The sequence below is a fragment of the Kribbella sp. NPDC104740 genome, assembly GCF_055583505.1.
Window position 1 is genome coordinate 66299 of sequence record NZ_JBVJNV010000006.1, and the last position, 23072, is coordinate 89370.

The 23072-nt window shown below is 68.8% G+C and carries 21 protein-coding genes and 1 tRNA gene; 16 read left to right on the forward strand and 6 right to left on the reverse strand.

What is annotated here, in order from left to right; translation table 11 throughout:
• Positions 1 to 118: 118 nt before the first annotated feature.
• Both ACZ6Z4_RS28410 and ACZ6Z4_RS28415 read right to left on the reverse strand, forming a co-directional pair.
• Entirely contained in the window at positions 119 to 661 is a 543-nt protein-coding gene (locus ACZ6Z4_RS28410; RefSeq protein WP_465570336.1) for a transcriptional regulator, read from the reverse strand.
• A 239-nt stretch (positions 662 to 900) separates the two neighbouring features.
• Positions 901 to 974 (reverse strand) — tRNA-Leu (locus ACZ6Z4_RS28415).
• 291 nt (positions 975 to 1265) lie between these two features.
• Between ACZ6Z4_RS28415 and ACZ6Z4_RS28420 the strand changes: the two genes are divergently transcribed.
• The 8 genes from ACZ6Z4_RS28420 to ACZ6Z4_RS28455 all read left to right on the forward strand — a co-directional run bounded on the left by ACZ6Z4_RS28420 (position 1266) and on the right by ACZ6Z4_RS28455 (position 10154).
• On the forward strand, positions 1266 to 1829 hold the full coding sequence (locus ACZ6Z4_RS28420) for a transcriptional regulator (RefSeq protein ID WP_465570338.1): 564 nt from the start codon (positions 1266 to 1268) through the stop codon (positions 1827 to 1829).
• Positions 1830 to 1842: 13 nt separating this feature from the next.
• Positions 1843 to 2430: an ANTAR domain-containing response regulator gene (locus tag ACZ6Z4_RS28425; protein ID WP_344170138.1), complete on the forward strand. Its 588-nt coding sequence runs from the start codon at positions 1843 to 1845 to the stop codon at positions 2428 to 2430.
• Positions 2431 to 2660: 230 nt separating this feature from the next.
• Entirely contained in the window at positions 2661 to 3890 is a 1230-nt protein-coding gene (locus ACZ6Z4_RS28430) for a branched-chain amino acid ABC transporter substrate-binding protein (protein WP_465570342.1), read from the forward strand.
• Between the two features lie 365 nt (positions 3891 to 4255).
• A complete protein-coding gene (locus ACZ6Z4_RS28435; RefSeq protein WP_465570344.1) occupies positions 4256 to 5485 on the forward strand; it encodes a branched-chain amino acid ABC transporter substrate-binding protein in 1230 nt (409 codons plus the stop codon).
• 55 nt (positions 5486 to 5540) lie between these two features.
• Positions 5541 to 6875, forward strand: a complete 1335-nt coding sequence (locus ACZ6Z4_RS28440) for a branched-chain amino acid ABC transporter permease (RefSeq protein WP_465570346.1) — start codon at positions 5541 to 5543, stop codon at positions 6873 to 6875.
• On the forward strand, positions 6872 to 8566 hold the full coding sequence (locus ACZ6Z4_RS28445; protein WP_465570348.1) for a branched-chain amino acid ABC transporter permease: 1695 nt from the start codon (positions 6872 to 6874) through the stop codon (positions 8564 to 8566). The genes ACZ6Z4_RS28440 and ACZ6Z4_RS28445 overlap by 4 nt, the downstream gene beginning before the upstream one ends.
• Positions 8563 to 9441, forward strand: a complete 879-nt coding sequence (locus tag ACZ6Z4_RS28450; RefSeq protein ID WP_465570350.1) for an ABC transporter ATP-binding protein — start codon at positions 8563 to 8565, stop codon at positions 9439 to 9441. The genes ACZ6Z4_RS28445 and ACZ6Z4_RS28450 overlap by 4 nt, the downstream gene beginning before the upstream one ends.
• Complete coding sequence (locus ACZ6Z4_RS28455; protein ID WP_363675433.1) at positions 9438 to 10154, forward strand: ABC transporter ATP-binding protein; 717 nt, start codon at positions 9438 to 9440, stop codon at positions 10152 to 10154. Before ACZ6Z4_RS28450 ends, ACZ6Z4_RS28455 begins: the two co-directional genes overlap by 4 nt.
• A 63-nt stretch (positions 10155 to 10217) precedes the next feature.
• Here ACZ6Z4_RS28455 and ACZ6Z4_RS28460 read toward each other — a convergent pair whose 3' ends face one another.
• Entirely contained in the window at positions 10218 to 10958 is a 741-nt protein-coding gene (locus tag ACZ6Z4_RS28460) for a DUF554 domain-containing protein (RefSeq protein ID WP_363675431.1), read from the reverse strand.
• Positions 10959 to 11108: 150 nt separating this feature from the next.
• Between ACZ6Z4_RS28460 and ACZ6Z4_RS28465 the strand changes: the two genes are divergently transcribed.
• Positions 11109 to 11750, forward strand: a complete 642-nt coding sequence (locus tag ACZ6Z4_RS28465; RefSeq protein WP_465570353.1) for a GNAT family N-acetyltransferase — start codon at positions 11109 to 11111, stop codon at positions 11748 to 11750.
• Here the strand turns inward: ACZ6Z4_RS28465 and ACZ6Z4_RS28470 are convergent.
• Complete coding sequence (locus ACZ6Z4_RS28470; protein WP_465570357.1) at positions 11713 to 12135, reverse strand: hotdog fold thioesterase; 423 nt, start codon at positions 12133 to 12135, stop codon at positions 11713 to 11715. The two genes, ACZ6Z4_RS28465 and ACZ6Z4_RS28470, sit on opposite strands and share 38 nt — an antisense overlap.
• A gap of 87 nt (positions 12136 to 12222) precedes the next feature.
• On the opposite strand from ACZ6Z4_RS28470, the gene polA reads away from it, so the two are divergent.
• The 4 genes from polA (at position 12223) to ACZ6Z4_RS28490 (ending at position 17815) form a co-directional block, all read left to right on the forward strand.
• Complete coding sequence (polA, locus tag ACZ6Z4_RS28475; RefSeq protein WP_465571836.1) at positions 12223 to 14925, forward strand: DNA polymerase I; 2703 nt, start codon at positions 12223 to 12225, stop codon at positions 14923 to 14925.
• A 271-nt stretch (positions 14926 to 15196) separates the two neighbouring features.
• Positions 15197 to 16015 carry a hypothetical protein gene (locus tag ACZ6Z4_RS28480; RefSeq protein ID WP_465570361.1) on the forward strand — a complete coding sequence of 273 codons (819 nt, stop codon included), beginning with the start codon at positions 15197 to 15199 and terminating at the stop codon, positions 16013 to 16015.
• 75 nt (positions 16016 to 16090) lie between these two features.
• Complete coding sequence (locus ACZ6Z4_RS28485) at positions 16091 to 16951, forward strand: alpha/beta fold hydrolase (protein WP_465570364.1); 861 nt, start codon at positions 16091 to 16093, stop codon at positions 16949 to 16951.
• 9 nt (positions 16952 to 16960) lie between these two features.
• Complete coding sequence (locus ACZ6Z4_RS28490) at positions 16961 to 17815, forward strand: helix-turn-helix domain-containing protein (RefSeq protein WP_465570367.1); 855 nt, start codon at positions 16961 to 16963, stop codon at positions 17813 to 17815.
• A 52-nt stretch (positions 17816 to 17867) separates the two neighbouring features.
• Here the strand turns inward: ACZ6Z4_RS28490 and ACZ6Z4_RS28495 are convergent, their stop codons facing one another.
• Positions 17868 to 18347, reverse strand: a complete 480-nt coding sequence (locus tag ACZ6Z4_RS28495; protein ID WP_465570370.1) for an NUDIX hydrolase — start codon at positions 18345 to 18347, stop codon at positions 17868 to 17870.
• Positions 18348 to 18574: 227 nt separating this feature from the next.
• Between ACZ6Z4_RS28495 and ACZ6Z4_RS28500 the strand changes: the two genes are divergently transcribed.
• The 3 genes from ACZ6Z4_RS28500 to ACZ6Z4_RS28510 are packed head-to-tail and all read left to right on the forward strand — an operon-like array spanning position 18575 to position 22291.
• Positions 18575 to 20362 (forward strand): extracellular solute-binding protein, encoded by a 1788-nt coding sequence (locus tag ACZ6Z4_RS28500; protein WP_465570373.1) that lies wholly within the window; start codon positions 18575 to 18577, stop codon positions 20360 to 20362.
• 5 nt (positions 20363 to 20367) lie between these two features.
• On the forward strand, positions 20368 to 21306 hold the full coding sequence (locus ACZ6Z4_RS28505) for a carbohydrate ABC transporter permease (protein ID WP_363675413.1): 939 nt from the start codon (positions 20368 to 20370) through the stop codon (positions 21304 to 21306).
• Between the two features lie 4 nt (positions 21307 to 21310).
• Positions 21311 to 22291, forward strand: a complete 981-nt coding sequence (locus ACZ6Z4_RS28510; RefSeq protein WP_465570381.1) for an ABC transporter permease — start codon at positions 21311 to 21313, stop codon at positions 22289 to 22291.
• Here ACZ6Z4_RS28510 and ACZ6Z4_RS28515 read toward each other — a convergent pair.
• Positions 22217 to 23062 (reverse strand): glycosyltransferase family 2 protein, encoded by an 846-nt coding sequence (locus tag ACZ6Z4_RS28515; RefSeq protein WP_465570384.1) that lies wholly within the window; start codon positions 23060 to 23062, stop codon positions 22217 to 22219. The two genes, ACZ6Z4_RS28510 and ACZ6Z4_RS28515, sit on opposite strands and share 75 nt — an antisense overlap.
• Between the last annotated feature and the right edge of the window lie 10 nt (positions 23063 to 23072).

Consider the following 23072-nt stretch of genomic DNA (forward strand, 5'->3'; position numbering starts at 1 on the left):
CTCGCGGGGCCAACAAAGCCAGGGGCATCCCGCAGCCGGAGGAAAAAAAAAAAAAAAAAAAAAAACACCCGCCGCGGTGGTCCCCACCCCCCGCGGACCCCCCCCCCCCAGTTCCATTTCAGGTCTTCGGACCGACGATCCGGTCGAGTGCCGCTACGGCCTCCCGGCGCGCTACCGAGAGCGCGTTCGGGCGGGGCATTCGCCAGGGGATATCGAGCAGGTCCAGGGCCCATTGGCACAGGCGCAGTATGTCGGTGGACTCGTTGGAGAACAGGTGGCGGGTGTAGTCGTACCGGCGGCCGTTGCTGGTCGTCCAGTTGTTCACCCGGCAGCCGTCCGAGAGGAACAGACCGCGGACGAACGGTTCGGGGTGGTAGGCAACGATCTCGCGCTGCCAGTCGAGCAGCTGGATCTTGCGAAGGTGTTTGCGGCCCGCGCCGTGCTGAGGAAACAAGCAGGGCCAGTGCTTCCAGTACGACACAAGATGAGTGCAACCGGGCGCTTGGACTCGGTGGACCGGCCGGCTGGCGTTCACCGCGGTGATGACTTCCGCTGCCTCGGCGATGACGCCGGAGTAGGCATCGTCGCACGCGATCCGGAGAGCGAAGACCGCCTTCCGGTGCTCGGACAGGCAGCCGTCACCCAGATAGAAACCAAGCAACTTCGAGTACTCGCCGGCCGCAAGCGCTGAGTCCGTGCATCGCGGACAAGCAGTGGGATCGACCGAAGGCGCGGGTTCGTCCCGCCACGCACGAATCGTGCTGCGACTGACCGACAACCGGCGGCTGACCGAACTCAGAGTCGCGCCCGCAGCGAGTGAGTCCAGCGCGGACCGCCGGGTGCGAGCGTCGTACACGAGTGAAGCCTCGCAGCTGGGATCGACAGATCCAGATGGTGAGGTGCCCTGGGTGGGACTCGAACCCACACTGGATGCTGTTTGAGAGCACGGCCTCTGCCGATTGGGCTACCAGGGCGATTTGCGCTCGACGATCGTAGCTTACCCAGGCGCTCGATCCGAAAATTGTCGGCGGCAGGTCGGATGATCTGGCATGGGTCGGGTCAGGTCACGGCAGACGGTCGAGTCGGCGTTGTGGATGTCTGACGACGGCGTCCCTGATCGCGTGAACGCCGAGCTTCACGGCGTAGCGTTGCGAACGATCCGAACCTGGCGACGGCGGTACCAGCTCGAGGGACGGGTCCGCACCGATGGACCCTGTACGCCTTGCCCGCGGTGCGACGGGGCCGCGCTGGACGAGGTGGCGTACGTGTTGCTCCTGGGGTGGTACCTCGGGGACGGGCACATCGTCGCGGCGCGGCGTGGGGTCTACACCTTGCAGATCGCGAACGACCAGAAGTACCCGGAGCTGAATCAGGAGATCGCGGCCACGATCCGGCGGGTCAAGCCGACTGCCGGTCCGTGTCTGCGGGGTGGGTCGGCTGCGGTCCGGATCGAGGCTCGGTGGAAGCACTGGCCGTGCCTGTTCCCGCAGCACGGGCCCGGGCGGAAGCATCTGCGGCGGATCGTGCTGCACGAGTGGCAGCAGGAGCTCGTCCGGCGGGAGCCGGAGTTGCTGCTGCGCGGGTTGTTCCACTCCGACGGGTGCCGGTTCGTGAACTGGACCACCAAGCGGCTGGCCGGCGGCGGCGAGCGGCGCTACGAGTACATCCGGTACATGTTCCACAACGAGTCCGCGGACATCCGGTCGATCCTCACCGACGCGCTGGATCAGGTCGGTGTTCCCTGGCGGCGACCGCGGTCGAACGTGGTCGCGGTGAGCCGGCGGGAAGGGGGCGAGGTGCTGGATCGGTTCGTCGGTCCGAAGCGCTGAGCGCGAGGTCGATATGGTGTCCGGTGTGACTGCTAAGCGTGTGGTGATCGCCGAGGACGAGGCTCTGATCCGGATGGACCTGGCCGAGATGCTGGCTGAGGAGGGGTACGACGTCGTCGGGCAGGCGGGCGACGGCGAGGAGGCGATTCGGCTGGCGGTCGAGCACCGGCCGGATCTGGTGATCCTGGACGTGAAGATGCCGAAGCTGGACGGGCTCAGTGCGGCGGAGAAGATCGCGGGGGAGCGGATCGCTCCGGTGCTGATGCTGACGGCGTTCTCGCAGCGGGAGCTGGTCGAGCGGGCGCGGGACGCGGGGGCGATGGCGTACCTGGTGAAGCCGTTCTCCAAGGCCGACCTGTTGCCGGCGATCGAGATCGCGGCCAGCCGGTACGTCGAGCTGGCGGAGCTGGAGCGTGAGGTCGCCGACCTGTCGGAGCGGCTGGAGACGCGCAAGCTCGTCGACCGGGCCAAGTCGGTGCTGCAGACGAAGTTCGGGCTGTCCGAGCCGGACTCGTTCCGGTGGATCCAGAAGACCGCGATGGACAAGCGGGTCTCGATGCGCCAGGTCGCCGAGCTCGTCGTCGACGAAGCCGGCTCCTGAAAGCCGACGAACCCGGCTCCTGAAAACCAAGGACACATCAACCCGAAACCCGCGCTCCGAACCACCTCCCGTGCCGGTTGGTTTGCTCTGGGCAACCAACTTGGCAAGAACCCGTCGGGAGCGGCTGCCGAGCGTGCTGCGCACCTGTTCTGCTGCCTAGTCTGCGAAGTGCTCGCGTCATCACGTGAGGGGTCCGGTCGTCCTGGATCACGCAGATCCAGGGAGGAACAGTGAACCAGCGGTCGGTGCTCAAACTCGGCGGGTTGTTGCTGACGGCAACGTTGGCGGTGACCGCCTGCGGAGCCCGCAGCAACGGTACGGCGAACGGCTCCGCGGCGGCGGACAAGGTGGTGAAGATCGGGATGGTCGGGCCGATCACCGGGGAGATCTCGGCGTTCGGGCTCGGCATCCGGAACTCGGTGCAGCTCGCGGTGCGGCAGGCCAACGACGCGCACGCGATCCCGGGCTGGCGGATCGAGGTCGACGCCGAGGACGACCAGGCCCAGCCGGACGTCGGCAAGAACGTGGCGACCAAGTTCGCCTCGGACCCGGACCTGGCCGCCGTGGTCGGCCCGTACAACACCGGCGTCAGCCAGCAGATGCAGTCGGTCTTCGCCGCGCAGCACATCGCGCAGGTCTCGCCGGGCAACACCGGCCCGGCGCTGTCGATGGGCCCGAAGTGGCAGACCGCGCCGAAGCGCCAGTACGACACCTACTTCCGCACCTGCACGACCGACGCGGTCCAGGGCCCGTTCGCGGCGCAGTACCTGTTCCGGACCCGGCACATCACCAAGGTCGCGACGATCAGCGACAAGAAGGCGTACGGCGAGGGCCTGGTCGCCACCTTCACCGACGAGTTCACCAAGCTCGGCGGTCAGGTGGTCGCGGCGCAGACGGTGAACCCGGACGACGTCGACTTCCAGTCGGTGATCTCGAAGGTGAAGCAGGACGACCCGCAGGCGGTCTACATCGGCACCGAGTACGGCGTCGGGGGCCCGTTCTCGCGGCAGGCGAAGGCGGCCGGGCTGAAGGTCCCGGTGGTCGGCGGCGACGGTCTGTTCGACGCGCAGTACATCAAGCTGGCCGGCCCGGCCAGCAGCAACGACCTGGCCACCTCGATCGGCGCCCCGGTCGAGAAGCTGCCCTCGGCCAAGCAGTTCGTGGCCGACTACGCCAAGGCCGGTTTCAAGGACCCGATGTCCCCGTACGGCGGTACGGCGTACGACGCCGCGAACGCGATCATCGACGCGCTGAAGTCCACGCTGAAGACCGCCGACAGTGTCGAGTCGGCCCGGCAGGCGACCGTGGACGCGATCGGCAAGAGCTCCTTCGAGGGCGTCACCGGTCACGTCGGCTTCGACGAGTTCGGTGACACCACCACCCGGGTGCTGACCATGAACAAGGTGGCCGGCGGCCGCTGGGTCGCGCAGCAGACCAAGGACTTCGGTCCGGCCAAGTAGGACCCGGCAAACCGGCGGAGCCGTGCCACGAAAAGCGCGGTTCCGCCACCCGTCCTGGCGTGGCGGAAACGACGGCCCCGTCCGAGGAACGAGACGGCCGTCACACAGCGTGGTGACCGTCTGGATACCGGTGGCACCCATTGGTTGTCAATGTGGCTCTGGGTGCGACCTGCGATCACATTGAGTGATCGCGTCCCGCAAAGCCAGTGCCTACCGATCGGGACGATGCTTACAGCGGTAACGACCTCACAACACACGCTGGGTCACGTTCGCCTTGACTGCTCAGCGGGGTCTAACCTGCGGGTGCTCGCGGGAATCGCGGGGGTCCGGGGATCCACTCGGGCTATCCAGACATGGGAGGAACAGTGCACCAGCGTTCCGTAGTACGGGTCGGCGCGTCGCTGATCGTTGCGTCGTTGGCCCTGACTGCCTGCGGTTCACGCAGTGACGACAACGGTGGCGGGGGCTCCGGCGATGCGAAGAAGACCGCCAAGATCGGCGTGATCGCGCCGCTGTCGGGCGACCTGTCGGCGCTTGGTCTGGGTATCCAGCACTCGGTCGAGCTGGCCGTCAAGCAGGCCAACGAGTCCAACGCGATCCCGGGCTGGACGCTCGAGGTCTCCCCGCAGGACGACGAGGGCAAGGCCGACGTCGGCAAGAACGCCGCCACCGCGGTCTCGTCGGACCCCGACGTGATCGGCGTGGTCGGCACGCTGAACACCGACGTGAGCCAGCAGGTCCAGCCGATCCTGGCGCCGAAGAACATCGTCCAGGTCTCGCCGGCCAACACCGGCCCGGGCCTGACCAAGGGTGCGGAGTGGCAGAAGGACCCGAAGCGGCCCTACGCCACCTACTTCCGCACCTGCACCACGGACGCCGTCCAGGGTCCGTTCGCCGCGCGCTACCTGTACGAGACCGCCAAGATCACCAAGGTCGCGACGATCCACGACAAGCGCGCCTACGGCCAGGGCCTGGTCGGCACCTTCACCGAGGAGTTCAAGAAGCTCGGTGGCCAGGTCGTCGCGGCCGAGACGATCAACGAGGACGAGACCAACTTCCAGGCCGTCGTCTCCGCCGTCAAGCCGTCGGCTCCGCAGGCGCTGTACTACGGCGGTCAGTACCCGCAGGCCGGCCCGCTGTCCAAGCAGATGAAGGCCGCCGGCCTGAACATCCCGCTGCTCGGTGGCGACGGCATCTACGACCCGGAGTTCGTCAAGCTGGCCGGCACCGCCGCCCAGGGTGACCTGGCCACCTCGGTCGGCGCCCCGGTCGACTCGCTGCCGTCGGCCAAGAAGTTCGTCGCCGACTACGAGGCCGCGAAGTTCGCCGACCCGTACGCCGCCTACGGCGGTTACTCCTACGACGCCGCGAACGCGATCATCGCCGCGCTCAAGGTCTCGCTGAAGGACGCCGACAGCGTCGAGGCCGCCCGGCCGAAGACCGTCGAGGAGCTCGGCAAGGTCTCCTTCGACGGCGTCACCGGCAAGGTCGCCTTCGACGAGTTCGGCGACACCACCTCCAAGGTCCTGACCGTCTACGAGGTCAAGGCCGGCAAGTTCACCGCGGTCCAGACCAAGGACTTCGAAACCAAGTAGGTCGACCTCATGACGCGGGGGTGGGACGCGGTCCCACCCCCGTGGCATGTCGGAAATGAGTTGGGAGGTCGACGTGGACCAGTTCTTCCAGCAGCTCGTGATCGGGCTGAGTCTCGGATCGCTGTACGCCCTGATCGCGGTCGGGTACACCGTCGTCTACGGCATCGTGCAGCTGATCAACTTCGCCCACGGCGAGGTGTTCATGATCGGCGGCTTCGGCGCGCTGACGACGTACCTGTTGTTCTTCGAGGGACACACCAGTGTGTGGATCCTGCCGGTGATGCTGGTCGGTGCCATCCTGGCCTCGGTCGGTACGGCGGTGGCCATGGAACGTGTCGCGTACCGTCCCCTGCGGAACGCGCCGCGGCTGGCACCGCTGATCACCGCGATCGGCATCTCGGTGTTCCTGCAGGAGTTCATCCGGCTGTTCTACGACCGTCCGGTCTGGACCGTGCCGGTGTTCGCCCTGCTGGCCGTCGGTGCGGCGTACTGGGTCGGTAGCCGCCGGACCAAGGTGAACCTGAACCACCCGGTGACCAAGTGGCGCGACCGTGCGCCGCTGCTCGGCTCGGGTGCGGGGGCGCTGGCCGCGTGGATCGTCCTGCGGGTCGTCCAGCCGGACTACAACCCGCTGCTGAGCATCGTGTTCTTCCTGGTCAGCGCCGCCGTCGGTACGGCGGTCGGCCTGCTGGTGGCGCGGTTCGGCGCGACGACCGAGCGGGCCACCGCCCTGCGCGACGCGATCTGGCAGTCGGCCGTGGCCGGCGCGCTGGTCCTGGAGCTGTTCTGGCTGGTGTACCAGGAGCTGATCAAGCACGTCGACTGGCCGACCGGCAAGCAGCGCACCACCTTCCCCTCGATCGACGTGGTCTCCGGGACCGCGATCGAGGTCGGCGGGGTGACCATCCAGCGGGCGGCGATCTTCACCGTGCTGCTGCTGGTCGTCTGCACCGCGCTGCTGTGGTACTTCATCAACCGGACCAAGCTGGGCCGCGGCATGCAGGCGGTCTCGCAGGACCCGGACACCGCGCGGCTGATGGGCATCAACGTCGACCGGATCATCGTCGTGGCGTTCGCGCTCGGTGCGGTCCTGGCCGCCGTGGCCGGTCTGGCCCAGGGTGTCCAGAACAGCCTGATCGACTACCGGATGGGCTTCCTGGCGGGCCTGAAGGCGTTCACCGCCGCCGTGCTCGGCGGCATCGGCAACATCCAGGGCGCGGTCCTGGGTGGGCTGCTGCTCGGCGTGGTCGAGTCGCTGGCCACGCAGTACATCCCGGGTCAGTTCGGTGGTAGCTCCTGGAAGGACGTCTGGGCGTTCGTCATCCTGATCCTGGTCCTGGTGTTCCGGCCGCAAGGCCTGCTCGGAGCAAGGGTGGTGGATCGCGCATGAGTGAGTCGACGAAAACCCTCGCGGCGCCGCCGGCCCTGCCGGCCGCGGCCTGGCCGCTCGGTGTCGCCGGTGTGGCGCTGCTGATCATCGGGTCGTTCCTGTCCTGGAGCTACGACGGCTCGATCCTGGGCGACCTCTCGATCAACTTCTACCCCGGTGCGCTGCAGATCCTGGCGATCATCCTCGCGGTGCTCGCGCTGATCCTGCTGCTCGCGGTGAAGGGCCCGCTGACCACCCGGCTCGGGCACTGGCTCGACGCGACCCTCGGGCTGCGCGCGCTCGGCCTGACCACGGCACTGTTCATGGTGCTGGTGATCGTGGCGATCTCGGTCGAGTCCGACGGGCTGATCAACGTCAACCCGGGCGGCTACGTGTCGCTGGCCGGCTCGATCGCGCTGCTGGTCTCGTCCCGGATGATCCCGGTCCGCGAGCTGCGCGACCTCGGCGAGGCCCGGCTGCCGGGCTGGTTCGAGATCCTGTCGATCGCGGTCCTGATGGCCGCGGTGCTGTTCGGTGCGGCGTACGCGCTCGGTCTGCGTGACGTCTGGAACTTCGTGCTCTGTCTGGTCTTCATCGCCGCCGTGGTGGCGATGCTGTTCCGGACCGGCGTGATGACCTGGATCGGGCACGTCGGGCAGCGGCACAAGAAGGTGCTGACGCTGGCGTCGTTCGCGGTGGCGTTCTTCTTCCCGTTCACCCAGAACGGGTCGGACGCGAACATGTCGATCGCGACCCAGGTGCTGATCTTCGCGGCCACCGCGATGGGCCTGAACATCGTGGTCGGTCTGGCCGGTCTGCTGGACCTCGGCTACATCGCCTTCCTCGGCTCCGGCGCGTACGTCGCCGCGATGCTGTCGGAGTCGGCGTTCGCGACCATCGACTGGAACCCGCCGTTCATCGTCGTGGTCCTGCTCGGTGGCTGCGTCTCGGCGGTGCTCGGCCTGATCATTGGTTCGCCGACGCTGCGGGTCTCCGGCGACTACCTGGCGATCGTGACGCTGGGCTTCGGCGAGATCTTCCGGCTGGCGATGTTCAACCTGGACGGCAACAACGGTCCGCTGCTGACCAACGGCCCGAACGGCATCCCGGGCATCCCGGACCTGCAGCTGGGCAGCTTCGACTTCGGCAAGCCGCACACGGTGCTGGGGCTGGAGCTCGGCCGGTTCTCGAACTACTACTTCCTGCTGCTGATCCTGATCGGCTTCATCATCCTGGTCTTCTCGCGGCTCAACGACAGCCGGATCGGGCGCGGCTGGGTGGCGATCCGCGAGGACGAGAAGGCCGCCGAGGCGATGGGCGTGAACGTCTTCGGCCTCAAGCTGCTGGCGTTCGCGATCGGTGCCTTCCTGGCCGGTCTGGCCGGAACTGTGAAGGCGCACCAGGACGTCGCGGTCTCACCGGGGCAGTACATCTTCCTGGAGTCGGCGTTCCTGCTCGCGGCGATCGTGCTCGGCGGTATGGGCACCATCGCCGGTGTGCTGCTCGGGGCGACGATCCTGAAGCTGCTGCCGGAGAAGCTGCGGTTCTTCTCGGAGTACCGGCTGCTGCTGTTCGGTCTGCTGCTGGTGATCATGATGCGGTTCCGGCCCGAGGGCCTGGTCGCGAGCAGACGCCGCCAGCTGGAGTTCCACGAAGAGGACGAGGAGCTGGCCGAAGCGGTCGAGCACGAACTGGTCGAGGAGGCGAAATGACCGTCACGGAACCGGCGCCGAGCGCGCCGAGCACCGGCCGGCCGGTGCTGGAGGCCTCCGGGGTGACCATGCGGTTCGGTGGTCTGCTGGCGGTCAACGACGTCAACCTGACCGTCCGCGAGGGCGAGATCGTCGGTCTGATCGGCCCGAACGGGGCCGGCAAGACGACGTTCTTCAACTGCCTGACCGGGCTGTACAAGCCGACCAGCGGCCAGGTCCGGTTCGAGGGGACGGCGCTGCCGCCGAAGCCGCGGGCCGTGGTCCGGGCCGGGATGGCGCGGACGTTCCAGAACATCCGGCTGTTCGCGAACATGACGGCGCTGGAGAACGTGATGGTCGGGCGCTACTGCCGGACCAGCTCGGGCGCGCTCACCTCGGTGCTGCGCGGCCCGAAGTTCCGGCGCGAGGAGGCGGCCACCCGCGCCCGCGCGCAGGAGCTGCTGGAGTTCGTCGGGCTCGGCAAGTCCGGCGAGCACCTGGCCCGCAACATGCCGTACGGCGACCAGCGCCGGCTCGAGATCGCCCGCGCGCTGGCCACCGACCCGAAGCTCATCCTGCTGGACGAGCCGACGGCGGGCATGAACCCGCAGGAGACCCGGCAGGCGATGGAGCTGATCTTCAAGATCCGCGACTCGGGCCTGTCGGTGGTGGTGATCGAGCACGACATGCGGTTCATCTTCAACCTCTGCGACCGGGTGCTCTGCCTGGTCCGCGGCGAGACCCTGATCGAGGGTTCGCCGGGGGAGGTGCAGTCGGACCCGCGGGTGATCGAGGCCTACATCGGGACCGGCGAGGACGACGACGAGGACGACGTACCGGCGGCCGAGACCCGGCCTCAGGACGTTCCGCCCGCAGCTGAGGAGGAGGGCCGATGACCGCGATGCTGGAGGTCCGCGACCTCGAGGTCGCCTACGGCAAGATCGTCGCGGTGAAGAAGATCAGCTTCTCCGTCGAGCAGGGCCAGGTGGTGTCGCTGATCGGCACCAACGGTGCCGGCAAGACGACCACGCTGCGGACCATCTCGGGGCTGCTGCGCCCGACGTCGGGCCAGATCCTGTTCCAGGGTCAGCGGATCGACGACGTCCCGGCGCACGACATCGTCACGATGGGCCTGGCGCACTCGCCCGAGGGCCGGCGGATCTTCCCCCGGCTGTCGGTCGAGGAGAACCTGATGCTCGGGGCGTTCACCCGCAACGACGCGGCGGCGGTCCGGTCCGACCTGGACGCGGCGTACGAGCTGTTCCCGATCCTGGGGGAGCGGCGCAAGCAGCCGGCCGGGACGTTCTCCGGCGGTGAGCAGCAGATGCTGGCGATGGGTCGGGCGATGATGAGCCGGCCCAAGCTGCTGATGCTGGACGAGCCCTCGATGGGCCTGTCGCCGATCATGATGAAGCGGATCATGACGACCGTCACCGAGTTGCAGAAGCAGGGCACGACGATCCTGCTGGTCGAGCAGAACGCGCAGGCGGCGCTGAAGCGCGCCGACTTCGGCTACGTCCTCGAGGTCGGCAAGATCGTCGTCCAGGGCACCGGCCGCGAGCTGCTGGTCAACGACGACGTCCGCAAGGCGTACCTCGGCGAGGACTGACCCACCCCGTACGACGAGGAGCCCCGGTTCACCGAGCCGGGGCTCTTTGCTGTCAGCAACCGATCAGTTGCGGACGACAACCAGCAGCTGGACCAGCAGCGGCGCGACGATCAGCGCCGGCAGCAGGTCGGCCACGGCGACCTGCTTGATCTTGAGCAGCCGGAGCGCCACACCGATCAGCAGCAGGCCGCCGGTGGCGCCGAGAGCCGTCACGTGCGCCTCGGGCAGTACGTCGCCCAGCAGGGCGCCCACGGCCGTCATGAGCCCCTGGATGACCAGTACGACGAGCGCGGACGCCGCGACACCCCAGCCGAGCGAGGCGGCGAAGGCGATCGACGCGAAACCGTCCAGCACCGCCTTCAGGAACAGCTGGTCGGCGCCGCGGCCCAGACCGTCGGACAGCGCCCCCAGGAAGGTCAGCGGGCCGACGCAGAACACCATCGACGACGTCACGAAGCCCTCGACGAACGTACTCTCGCCCTCGCCGCGGCTGAACCGGTGCTGCAGCCAACTGCCGAAGCCCTCCAGCCGCTCCTCGATCCGCAGCAGCGATCCGGCGATCCCGCCGATCAGCATCGCGCCGAGCACGATCAGCACCGGGGCGCTGTCGCCGACCGCGTCGCTGAGCGCGGCGTCGCCGACCGTGAGTGCTGACGTGACGGCGATCAGCAGCGTGACCAGGCCGAGGGCGTCGGTGACCAGGTCCCTGGTCCGGCCGGGCAGCCGGTGCCCGATCAGGACGCCGAGGACCGAGCCGACGAGGACCGTCGCGACGTTCACGACGGTGCCGATTCCGATGAACAAGCGTGCTCTCCGATCGCCGGCGATCACAGCCGGTGTGGGGGTGGTCGCGTCGCTTTGCAACCGACCGCCGAAGCCCTACTGTTGCGCGGGGACGAGCGTATCCGCCCAGTCCTGTTCACCTCGGGGGTGGATCAAGACCAGGAGGCCGACGTGGCAGCTGCCATCGAGGTGCGCGACGCACGCCCCGACGATGCCGCTGCCCTGGTGACGCTGTGGGGCGAGATGTCGACCGGCACCGGGCACCAGCGGGTGCTGCCGACCCCGACGCCGGAGTCGGTCCGCGCGTCGATCGCCCGGCTCGACAGCGACCCGGCAGGCCGGCTCGTCGTCGGTGAGCTGGACGGCCGGGTCAGCGCGATGGTCTACCTCCGCCGTACGCCGATCAGCCCGCTGCACCCCGAGGACACGATGACGGTGGAGTACCTGCACGTCACCGACCACGCCCGGCGGCACGGGCTGGGCAAGGCGCTGGTCGCCGAGGCCGCGGCCTGGGCCGAGCACGAGAGCTGCCCGTACCTCGGTGTCGTCGCGCCGTCGATCGCCCGCGAGGCGAACCGGTTCCTGGCCCGGCTCGGGCTGAGCCAGGCCGCTGTGCTGCGGTTCGCCGGGACGCACGCCGTACGGCGCAGGCTCGCCGCCGACCACGCGCCGAACCTGCTGGCGATGCTGTCGTCACGCCGGTCGGTGATCGCCCGCCGCGCCCAGCTCGGCCGGCACCCCGAGCTCACCCTTCAGACGCAGCCTGAACCAGACGTCACCGTTCCGGCGGAGCCTGGATCAGCTGGCACGTGATCCGCGCCGTACAGACCCGCTTGCCGCGGTCGTCGGAGACGACGATCTCGTACGTCGTGGTGGTGCGGCCCAGGTAGACCGGCGTCGCGACACCGGTGACGACACCCTCGCGGACGGCCCGGTGGTGGGTGGCGTTGATGTCGACGCCGACCGCGACCTTGCCGTACTGGGCGGCGTGCATCGCCGAGCCGATCGAGCCGAGGCTCTCGGCCAGCACGCAGGACGCGCCGCCGTGCAGCAGCCCGTACGGCTGGGTGTTGCCCTTGACCGGCATCGTCGCGGCCACCCGCTCGGGCGAGGCCTCGGTGACGGTGATGCCCATCGTGCTGAGCAGGGTGCCCTCGACGTCCATTCCCGGGGGTAGCGCGGTGCTCTGATCGCTCATTCGCGCAGACTACTTCGCGGTTGTGACAGAACTGTCGGCGGCAACCACTAGAGTCGGTACGTGGCTCCAGAAACAGACACCCCGACGATGACCAAGGACCCCGTGACGGGCGACTCGCCCCGGCCGCGGATCCTGCTGCTGGACGGGCACTCGCTCGCGTACCGGGCGTTCTTCGCGCTGCCGGTGGAGAACTTCTCCACCACCACGGGTCAGCACACCAACGCGGTGTACGGGTTCACCTCGATGCTGATCAACATGCTGCGCGACGAGCAGCCGACGCACATCTGCGTCGCCTTCGACGTGTCCCGCAAGACCTTCCGCTCCGAGCAGTACACCGAGTACAAGGCCGGCCGCTCGAAGTCGCCGGACGAGTTCAAGGGGCAGGTCTCGCTGGTCAAGGAGGTGCTGGAGGCGCTCCGGATCCCGACGACGGAGATCGACGGCTGGGAGGCCGACGACATCATCGCGACGCTGGCCACGCAGGCCGACGAGCAGGGCTTCGAGGTGCTGATCAGCTCCGGCGACCGGGACTCCTTCCAGCTGATCAACGACAACATCACTGTGCTGTACCCCAAGCGCGGCGTCTCCGAGATCGCCCGGATGGACCCGGCCGCGGTCGAGGCGAAGTACGGCATCCCGCCGCGGCTGTACCCCGACCTGGCCGCGCTGGTCGGCGAGAAGAGCGACAACCTGCCCGGCGTACCGGGAGTCGGTGACAAGACCGCGGCGAAGTGGCTGAACCAGTTCGGCTCGCTGAACGACGTGATCGACCGGGTCAACGAGATCAAGGGCAAGGCCGGCGAGTCGCTGCGCGAGCACCTGTCCGACGTGATCCGGAACCGGCAGATCAACGAGCTGGTCCGCGACCTGTCGCTGGACGTCGCCGTCGACGACCTGGTCCGGCACCCGTGGGACCGCGACAAGGTGCACACGCTGTTCGACAGCCTGGAGTTCCGGGTGCTGCGCGAGCGGCTGGTGGCCGAGCACGAGCAGGTCGAGGAGACCATCGAGGAGGGCTTCGACCTCGAGGGCACCCAGCTGAAGCCGGGCGAGGTCGCGGCCTGGATCAAGGAGCACGTGTCGACCGGTGCGCGGACGGGCGTTGCCGTGCAGGGCTCGTGGGGCCGGGGGACCGGTGAGATCACCGGGCTCGCGCTGGCGACCTCCTCGGGTGCTGCCGCCTGGTTCGACCCGGCGGCGCTGACGCCGGACGACGACGCGGCCTGGCAGGCCTGGCTCGCCGACGCGGCGCAGCCGAAGGCGCTGCACGACGCGAAGGGCCCGCTGCTCGGTTTCCTCGAGCGCGGCTGGACGCTGGCGGGGCTGACCTCCGACACCCAGCTGAGTGCTTACCTGGCGCGTCCGGACCAGCGGTCGTACGACCTGTCCGACCTGACCGTGCGGTACCTCAAGCGCGAGCTGCGCACCGAGGAGGCCGACAACGGGCAGCTCAGCTTCGACGACGTCGAGGGCGGCCCGGCCGCCGACGCGACGATGCTGCGCGCGCGGGCGATCGCCGATCTGGCCGACACGCTGGACGCGGAGCTGGAGAAGCAGGCCGGTACGGCGCTGCTGGCCGATGTCGAGCTGCCGCTGATCGATGTCATCGCGGCGATGGAGCGGGACGGGATCGCGGTCGACCGCGCGTACCTGGAGCAGCTCGAGGAGCGGTTCGCGACCGGGGTGCGGGACGCGGCGGCGTCGGCGTACGAGGTGATCGGGAAGGAGATCAACCTCGGGTCGCCCAAGCAGCTGCAGGTGGTGCTGTTCGACGAGCTGCAGATGCCGAAGACCAAGCGCACCAAGACCGGGTACACCACCGACGCGGACTCGCTGCAGTCGCTGTTCGAGAAGACCGAGCACCCGTTCCTGGCCTACCTGCTGGCGCACCGCGACGCGACCCGGCTGCGGCAGACCGTCGAGGGGCTGCTGAAGACGATCAGCCCCAAGGACGCGCGGATCCACACCACGTTCAACCAGACGATCGCGGCGACCGGGCGGCTCAGCTCGACCGACCCGAACCTGCAGAACATCCCGATCCGCACCGAGGAGGGCCGGCGGATCCGCGAGGCGTTCGTCGTCGGCGACGGGTTCGAGGCGCTGATGTCGGCCGACTACAGCCAGATCGAGATGCGGATCATGGCGCACGTGTCGGAGGACGAGGGGCTGATCTCGGCGTTCAACTCCGGCGAGGACTTCCACTCGGTGACCGCCGCGCGGGTGTTCTCGGTCGAGGCCGCCGAGGTGACGCAGGAGCAGCGGGCCAAGATCAAGGCGATGAACTACGGGCTGGCCTACGGGCTGTCGGCGTACGGGTTGAGTCAGCAGCTGAAGATCGGCGTCGACGAGGCCAAGGGCCTGATGGACGAGTACTTCGAGCGCTTCGGTGGGGTGCGGGACTACCTGCGCAGCATCGTGCTCGAGGCCGGCAAGAGCGGCTACACCGAGACCATCCTCGGCCGCCGCCGCTACCTGCCCGACCTGACCAGCGACAACCGCCAGCGCCGCGAGATGGCCGAGCGGATGGCCCTCAACGCCCCCATCCAGGGCTCGGCCGCCGACGTGATCAAGATGGCGATGCTGAAGGTCGACACCGCCCTGCGCTCGTCGAGCCTGAAGTCCCGGATGCTGCTGCAGGTCCACGACGAACTGGTCTTCGAGATCGCCCCGGGCGAACGCGAGACCCTGGAAGCGCTGGTCCGGGAGAACATGGGCGCCGCGGTCGAGATGGCGGTCCCGCTGGACGTGTCGGTCGGCGTGGGGCGTACGTGGCACGAAGCGGCGCACTGAGTCGATGAGCGACGCCGGATCCCCGCCTGCGAGTCCTCGGGGCGGGGACCCGGACGCTGCCGCGCCGGACCCGGGCGGGGCTGCGCCGGACCCGGGCGGGGTCGCGTCGGGATCGGGCGGGGCTGCGTCGGGATCGGGCGGGGCTGCGTCGGGACCGGGCGGGACCGCGTCCGGACCGGGCGGGGTGCTGCCGCCGGGAGGCGTGGCGCCGCCGAGCGTCGTACCTCCGCGGCCGGGGGAAGAGGCGACTCGGCCGTTCCGGTGGGATCTGGTGCGGCCGGACCAGCTGGGCTCTCTGCTCGACGGCGTCGAGGAGCCGAACCTGCTCTTCCTGGACGAGCTGATCGACTGCGCAGGTCGCGTGCTCGCGCACTCGGCCGGGGGAGACCTGTACTTCGTCGGGCGTTCGGTCGACAGCTTGTACGACCTGCTGAGCGGCGCTCTCGCCGGGACCGTCTGGCAGGATCGCCTGCATCCGTTGCCGTTGTCGCTCTACGGCTACGACGGGCAGGCGTTCGACCCCGCCGAGCTTCGGCAGCTGCGGACCAACCTCGCCGCCGCGGGGCTCGCGCCCGCCGACCTGATGCGCGGACGGCCGACGGTTTTCGTCGACCTGGTCTACGAGGGGTCGACGTTCGGCAACCTGTACGCCGTACTGCGCGAGTGGATCGACGACGACCGCGCCCAGTGGGACGTGATCCGGCGGCAGTTGCACTTCGTCGGGATCACCTGGCGGGACAAGACCAGCCCGAAGACCTGGCGCTGGCAGCAGTCCGCGGCGTGGACCGGCGAGTTGCCGGCGTCGGCGATCCGGAACGTGTCGCTGGACGGGCGGGTCTGGAGCTACTTCGGCAACACCCAGGCGAAGACCGCACGCTCCTTCCGCCGGACCCGCTGGAACGACCCCGACGTGGCGGTCCCGCCGCGATCGGCCAAGGCCCGGTTCGCCCTCGCCGAAGCCACCCGCCTGGTCGAGCGCGGCCGCACCCCGCCGATCCGCCGCCGGATCGCCGACCGGATCGCGCGGGAGCCCACCAGCTCCGAGCGCTGGTCGAAGACCCTCCAGCAGGCCCTTCGGACGAAGAACTAGACGTCGCGAGTCCGCCCACTCGGCGACGACATTTGTCCAAGACCGATGGCCGGCGGCTCGCGCATCATCGCTCGTATGAACCAGTACGACGACGATGCGCAGCTCCCCGGAATCCATGTGGTCCACGACGGTCCTCGGCAGGCGCCGCCGCTGTTGCTGATCCACGGATCGGGGGCCTCGGGCGGTACCTGGAGTCCGATGGTGCCGGCACTCGCCGGGCGTCATCACGTGCTCCGGGTCGATCTGCCGGGCTGCGGCCAGTCGCCGCCCGCGGCGTCGTACGGCGTACCCGAGCAGGCGATGCAGGTGGCGGTGCACCTGGATCACCTCGGTCTCGGGCCCGTCACCGTGGTCGGACACTCCAGTGGCGGTTATGTCGCCACGGCACTGGCCGAGCAGCGCCCCGACCTGGTGCGGTCGATCGCGTTGGTCAGCACCGGTCCGAGTCTCGACGCGCTCCTCCCGCAGCCGCTCGTCCTTCGGGTGCTGCTGGGTCCACCGTTCGGCCCGCTGCTCTGGGCGAGGCGTTCGGACGCGATGATCCGCAAGGGGATCGGGGCGACGGCTGCTCGTCCGGTGGAGGTCCCGGACGACCTGGTCGCCGAGTTGCGGGGTACGTCGTACCGGACGTTCAGGACGGTGCTGCGCCGGAACACGGAGTACGTCGCCGAGCGGAGTGTGCCCGCGCGTCTCGCGGCCCTCGGCCTGCCTGTACTGGCGGTCTTCGGCGCCAACGACCCGCGGTGGGATCCGTCGTCGGTGCATCAGTACGACGCGGTGCCGGGCGCGCGGGTCGTGCAACTGCCCGGCGTCGGGCACCTGCCCATGCTCGAAGCGCCGGAGGCGACCGGCGAGTTGCTGCTCGATTTCGCGGCAGCCGAGCGGGGAGAGCCGGTCGCTACAGAGCGCTCTCCTCGCGCCGCCGACGACGTCTAGGCTGCTCACATGCTGTCGACTGCGGCGTCCTTCGACTGGTCTCTGGTGGACGTCGCCGTCCCGCGCTCGCCGGATCGGCTGCCAGGGGTCAGCATGGCCGGGTTCAGTCACCGTGGCCCGGAGTCCGTGGACATCGCGATGGTCGCGCATCCGTCCGTCACGTTGCTGATCGACCTGAGCGACGGCGAGGGCCTCGTCCATCGAGGCGATGGTCGGGAGATCCGGAGGAGTGCTGTGATCGGGCTCGTTCCCGGTGCTCTCCGGGCCGGCGGCCGGATCGGCGAGTGCCTCCAGATCCGGCTGGAGCCCGCCGCCGCGGCTGTCGTGCTCGGTACGGCGACCGAGCTCACCGGGGCCGTGGTGCCCTTCGAAGAGGTCTGGGGCCGCGACGCCGAGAGAACCGAGGACAGGCTGCGCGCCGCCGCGTCGTGGGACGAACGGTTCACGATCGCGGCGGACCTCCTCGGCCGGCGCCTGGACAGCCGGCGAGCAGTTGCTCCGGAGGTCGCCTTCGCCTGGCGGCAGACGCGCGCCAGCCGGGGACAGACGCGGGTCGAGGGCCTCGCGGACGAGGTCGGCTGGAGCCGGAAGCGGCTGTCCGCTCGCTTCCAAGGTCAGCTCGGGATCACGCCCAAACGTGCCGCCCGGCTCGTGCGGTTCGACCACGCTGCCCGCCTTCTCGCGGCAGGTCACGCCGCCGCCGGCGTCGCTGTCGAGAGCGGCTACGTCGATCAGTCGCACCTGCACCGCGAGGTCAAGTCGTTCACCGGGCTGACTCCCGCGGCGGTGTCAGTCGCACCGTGGCTCGCGATCGACGACATCGCCTGGCCGGCTGCCTCGCCGCTGCGGCGCAGGCTCGTCTAGCTGGTCGGCGCGGACACCCCGATGAACACGTCGGCCCCGGCCACGGCGCCCTTCAGGTCGCCCCTGTCACGAGGACCGGGGACGGGTCGTTCGCCAGCGCCGCGGCGATGCAGAGCTCTTCGCGGGGATGCAGCTCGGGGTGGTCGGTCAACGGGAACCAGGCGACCTCCAGCGACTCGTCGTCGTTGACGCGGGCCTCGCCGCCCACCGGGTGGCAGTGGAAGCAGAGGTCGAGGTACTGGACCTGGTCGCCGTTCGGGTACGCCGTCGGGGGGAGCGACTCGATGCGGACCAGGCGGTCGACGACGGTGTGAACGGCGGTCTCCTCGTGGATCTCGCGGACGATCGCCTCGGCGGGCTGCTCGCCGGGCTCGAGGATGCCGGCCGGGAGGGACCAGCGGCCGTTGTCGGTGCGGCGGACCAGCAGGATCCGGTCGGCGTCGTCGAGCACGACCGCGGTGATCCCGGGCATCCACAACAGATCGTGACCGATCTTCTCGCGCAGCGCGAGGATGAACTTCGGCGTCGTCATGGCTCGACCCTACTCAGGGCACGGTTACTTGCCGCAAGAAAGTGAAACGGTTCAGTGCAGGTGGTGAACGTTTCATTGGAAATCACCGCCAGTTGACCCCGAATCCACGGACGGTGACACCGAGCCCTTCCGGGTCCTACCGATCTGTGCCATCCTCACCTGCCAAAGAATCCTGGATCCTATCGGATATCTCATGGAGTCCTCGGTGGCTCCGACTGGGAGGCGGCATGCAACCAGCAGTGAGGACAGGCGGGAGCACTCGTTCGAAGCAGCCGGCAGTACCGATCCGGCGGCGCAGCTTCGTCGCCGGTGCGGTCGGGCTGACCGCGGCGACCACCAGCGGTCTGCTCAGCGGCTGCGGTCCGGACGAGGCGGTCGGGGCGAGCCCGGAGAGTCTCGCGGCTCCGCCGGTCACGCCCGGCGCGAAGACCGGCGGCATCCCGTACCCGGACGGCTACGTCGGGCCGGTGGCCCGCAAGCTCGGCCCGATCGTCACCGAGCCGACCAAGTTCGTCGTGGTGGTCCCGCAGGACCTGACCGTCGGCGACTGGTCGAGCAACAAGTTCACCAAGTGGCTGGAGCAGCGCACCGGCATCACCATCGAGTTCCGCCAGGTGGCCGGCGCCGACGAGGACGTGATGATCAAGGTGAACGCGATGATCGCGGCCGGTGACATCCCGGACGCCTTCATGGGCGTGAAGTTCAGCCCGTCGCAGCTCTACCTGTACGGCGCGCAGAACCTGTTCGTCGACCAGACGAAGTACACCGAGAAGTACGCCCCGAACCTGCAGCAGATGTTCAGCGACTACCCGCTGGCCAAGAAGCTGTCCACCTCCCCGGACGACGGCGTCTACACCTACCCCTCCTTCAACGACTGCTACCACTGCCGGGCGAGCAAGTCGCGGACCTGGATCAACACCCGCTGGCTCAAGCAGGTCGGCCTGGCGATGCCGAAGACCACCGAGGAGTTCCGCGAGGTCCTGCGGGCGTTCAAGCAGGCCGACCCGGCCGGCCGCGGACGGACCCTGCCGTTCGTCGGCTACAAGGAGGACGGCACCAACCAGGTCACCGTCGACAAGTTCGTGATGAACGCGTTCCTCTACAACCCGGCCTCGCCCTGGCTGGTGGTCGACGGCGGCAAGGTCAAGACGGCGTACGCGCAGGACGGCTGGCGCGAGGGCCTCAAGTACCTGCGCACCCTGTACGCCGAGGGCCTGCTCAACCGCGACGCGTTCAGCATGACCGCCGAGCAGCTGCAGCGGGCCGGCACGAACAAGGACGGCTCGCTGCTCGGCGTCTTCCAGGGCAACTACTGGGGCACCGCGATGGACGTCGACGTCGAGGACCCGAACGCCCGCTGGCACGACTACGAGGCGCTGGCGCCGCTGGAGGGCCCCGACGGGTTCCGGGTCGCGAACTGGGACCACTACACCGGCTTCGACCCGCGGCTGGTGATCACCCGTAAGTGCCGCCGGCCCGACCTGCTGGTGAAGTGGGCCGACTTCCAGCTCGACCTCGAGGTGATGATGGCGGCGTACGCCGGCCCGGGCAGCTGGAGCTTCGCCAAGCGCGGCGACAAGGCGATCAGCGGCAAGCAGGCGCTGTTCGGCATCTCCGGGACCTGGGCGCCGGACAAGACCAAGGACACCTGGGCGCAGCGCAACCCCAACTACCGCTCCGGCGACTTCCGGCTGTCCGAGCGCGTCGACCCGACCAAGCCGACGTTCGAGAAGCCGCTGTACGAGCAGACCCGGGACCGCTACTTCCCGTACGCCGAACCGATCGAGCAGCAGTTCCCGCCGGTCGCGCTGGAGGGTGACCAGGCCGCGCTCGACGCGTCGCTGCTGCTCGACCTGAGCGGCGAGGTGGTGCAGACGATGGCGCGTTTCGTCACCGGCAAGGCCGACCCGGCCGACGACGGCCAGTGGAACGACTACCTGGGCCGGCTCGACAAGATCGGGCTGCGCCCGTACCTCGACATCCAGCAGGCCGCCTACGAGAGCTTCCAGGGGTGAGGGCGATGACGACGACCCAGGCCGCACCGGAACGCGAGTCCGACGACTACCTGCCGGCCGCGGTGAAGGAGACCCGCGCCGACCGGATCGTGCTGATCTGCAACTACACCGCGCTCGGGCTGTTCTCGCTCGCGGTGCTCTACCCGCTGGTCTACGTGCTGAGCGCGGCGTTCAGCGAGCCGAAGAACGTCCAGTCCGGCGAGGTCTGGCTGTGGCCGGTCGGGCTCAGCCTGGAGTCGTTCCGGTCGATCTTCGACTACGACGGCATCGTCCGCGGCTTCGGCAACTCGGTCGTCTACGCGATCGGCGGCGCGCTGCTCGCGACCGTGCTGACGCTGCTGGCGGCGTACCCGCTGTCGCGCCGGGACCTGCCCGGCAAGGGGCTGATCCTCGGGCTGTTCCTGTTCACGATGATGTTCAACGGCGGGCTGATCCCGAACTACCTGGTCGTCGACCGGACCGGGCTGCTCGACACCCGGTGGGCGATGATCCTGCCGACCGCGATGGCGGTCTGGAACGTGATCATCACCCGCACCTACTTCCAGACCACGATCCCCGAGGAGCTGGCCGAGTCGGCGCGCGTCGACGGGTGCAGCGACATCGGGTTCTTCTGGCGGGTGGTGCTGCCGCTGAGCAAACCGATCATCGCGGTCAACCTGCTCTTCTACGCCGTCGCGCAGTGGAACTCGTGGTTCAACGCGCTGATCTACCTGACCAGCGAGCACCTGTTCCCGCTGCAGCTGGTGCTGCGCCAGATCCTTGTCCAGAGCAACGTCGACCCGTCGCAGGTCCGCGACGTCGCCGAGCTGCTGCGGATGAAGGAGCTCCAGGAGCAGCTGAAGTTCTCGCTGATCGTGATCGCCACCATCCCACCCCTGCTGGTCTACCCCTTTGTGCAGAAGCACTTCGTCAAGGGGGCCATGGTCGGCTCTTTGAAGGGCTGAAGCCATGGCCACGCAGACTGTTGAGCGCCCTGCGACCGCCACACCGGTGGCCGGTACGCCGTCCCGCAAGCACCCGACCAGCCTGGGTGCGCGGATGAAGAAGAACTGGCAGCTCTACGCGATGCTCGCACTGCCGCTGATCTGGCTGGGGATCTTCGCCTACTGGCCGATGTACGGCGCGATCATCGCGTTCAAGGACTACAACGTCATCGACGGGATCCTCGGCAGCCGCTGGGTCGGGTTCAAACACTTCGAGCGGTTCGCGGAGTCGTACCAGTTCTGGCGGCTGATCAAGAACACGCTGGTGCTGCACGGCTACGAGCTGCTGGTGACGTTCCCGCTGCCGATCATCCTTGCCCTCGGCCTCAATCTCGCCCGGCGGCGCTGGTACCGGCGCTCGGTGCAGATGATCACCTACGCGCCGCACTTCATCTCGACCGTCGTGGTGGTCGGGCTGATCGTCGTCCTGGTCGACCCGAACACCGGCGTGGTGAACCAGTTCCTCGGCCTGCTCGGCATCGGGCCGGTCGAGGTGCTCAGCAATCCCGACTGGTTCCGGCACCTGTACGTGTGGTCGGCCGCGTGGCAGACGATGGGCTTCTCCGCGATCATCTACCTGGCCGCGCTGACCGCCGTCTCACCCGAGCAGCACGAGGCCGCCATCGTCGACGGCGCCTCGAGGCTGCGCCGGGTCTGGCACGTCGACCTGCCGGCGATCCGCCCGGTCGCGGTCATCCTGCTGATCCTGAACATCGGCTCGATCATGTCGGTCGGCTTCGAGAAGGTCCTGCTGCTGCAGAACCCGCTGAACCTGCAGACCTCGGAGGTGATCGACACCTACGTGTACAAACTCGGCTTCGTCTCCCAGATCCCGCAGTTCAGCTACGCCGCCGCGATCGGCCTGTTCCGCTCACTCGTCGGCCTGGTCCTGCTCGTCCTCGCCAACACCCTCGCCCGCCGCTTCGCCAAGTCCAGCCTGTGGTGAGTAGGCAACCAGCAGCCGATCCCGGGCGGCCGCCTTCTCGATCGCCCAGTCGGAGCTCCAGCTGACGTTCCCGAAGTGGACGACGCCCTGCTCCGACAACACCCAGTGCTTCCCGTGCGTCTTCATCACCTGCGTGAGCAGGCCGAGCGTGTCCCACCACTTGCCGCCGCGCTCGGCCTGCACCACCGCGGGCGACAGCCCGAGATGCTCGACCGTACGGCGGAACGCGGCGTCGTTGCGGATCAGCGCACAGAACGGATGCACCCGATCGGTCAGCCGCATCTCGACGGAGTACTCGGCCGGGTCGGACCACTCGTCGTCGGGCGAGCGCCGAACCGATTCGCGGATGTACGAGGTCGGGTGCGAGTCCTCACCCGACGCCGGCAACTCGCCGCCGTCGTGGGTGAGCCAACGCGCCTGCACGGCGAACGCCTCCGGATCAGCCGCGAGCTCGGTCGCCAGCGCGTCGATGGTCCCGTCGGCGACGAAGCAGACGTCGCAGTCGACGAACAGGAAGGCGTCGTACGCCGGCCGGGCGAGCACCGCGTCGCGGAGGATCTCGCCGTGGGTGGTGAGGGTGCGCGTGGTCGTGTAGCCGGTCTGGACGACCTCGACCGTGGGGAAGCGATCCAGGCGGCTCAGGTCGGTGGAAGCGTTGTCGAGGACGACGACGTCCAGGTCCTCGTGGCCGTGGTGGTGCTGGAGCGACGCGAGCAGGAGTTCGGCGTACGGCGTGGTGCCGTGGTTGACCGTGAGGACGCAGATCCGCATCCGGCGAGGC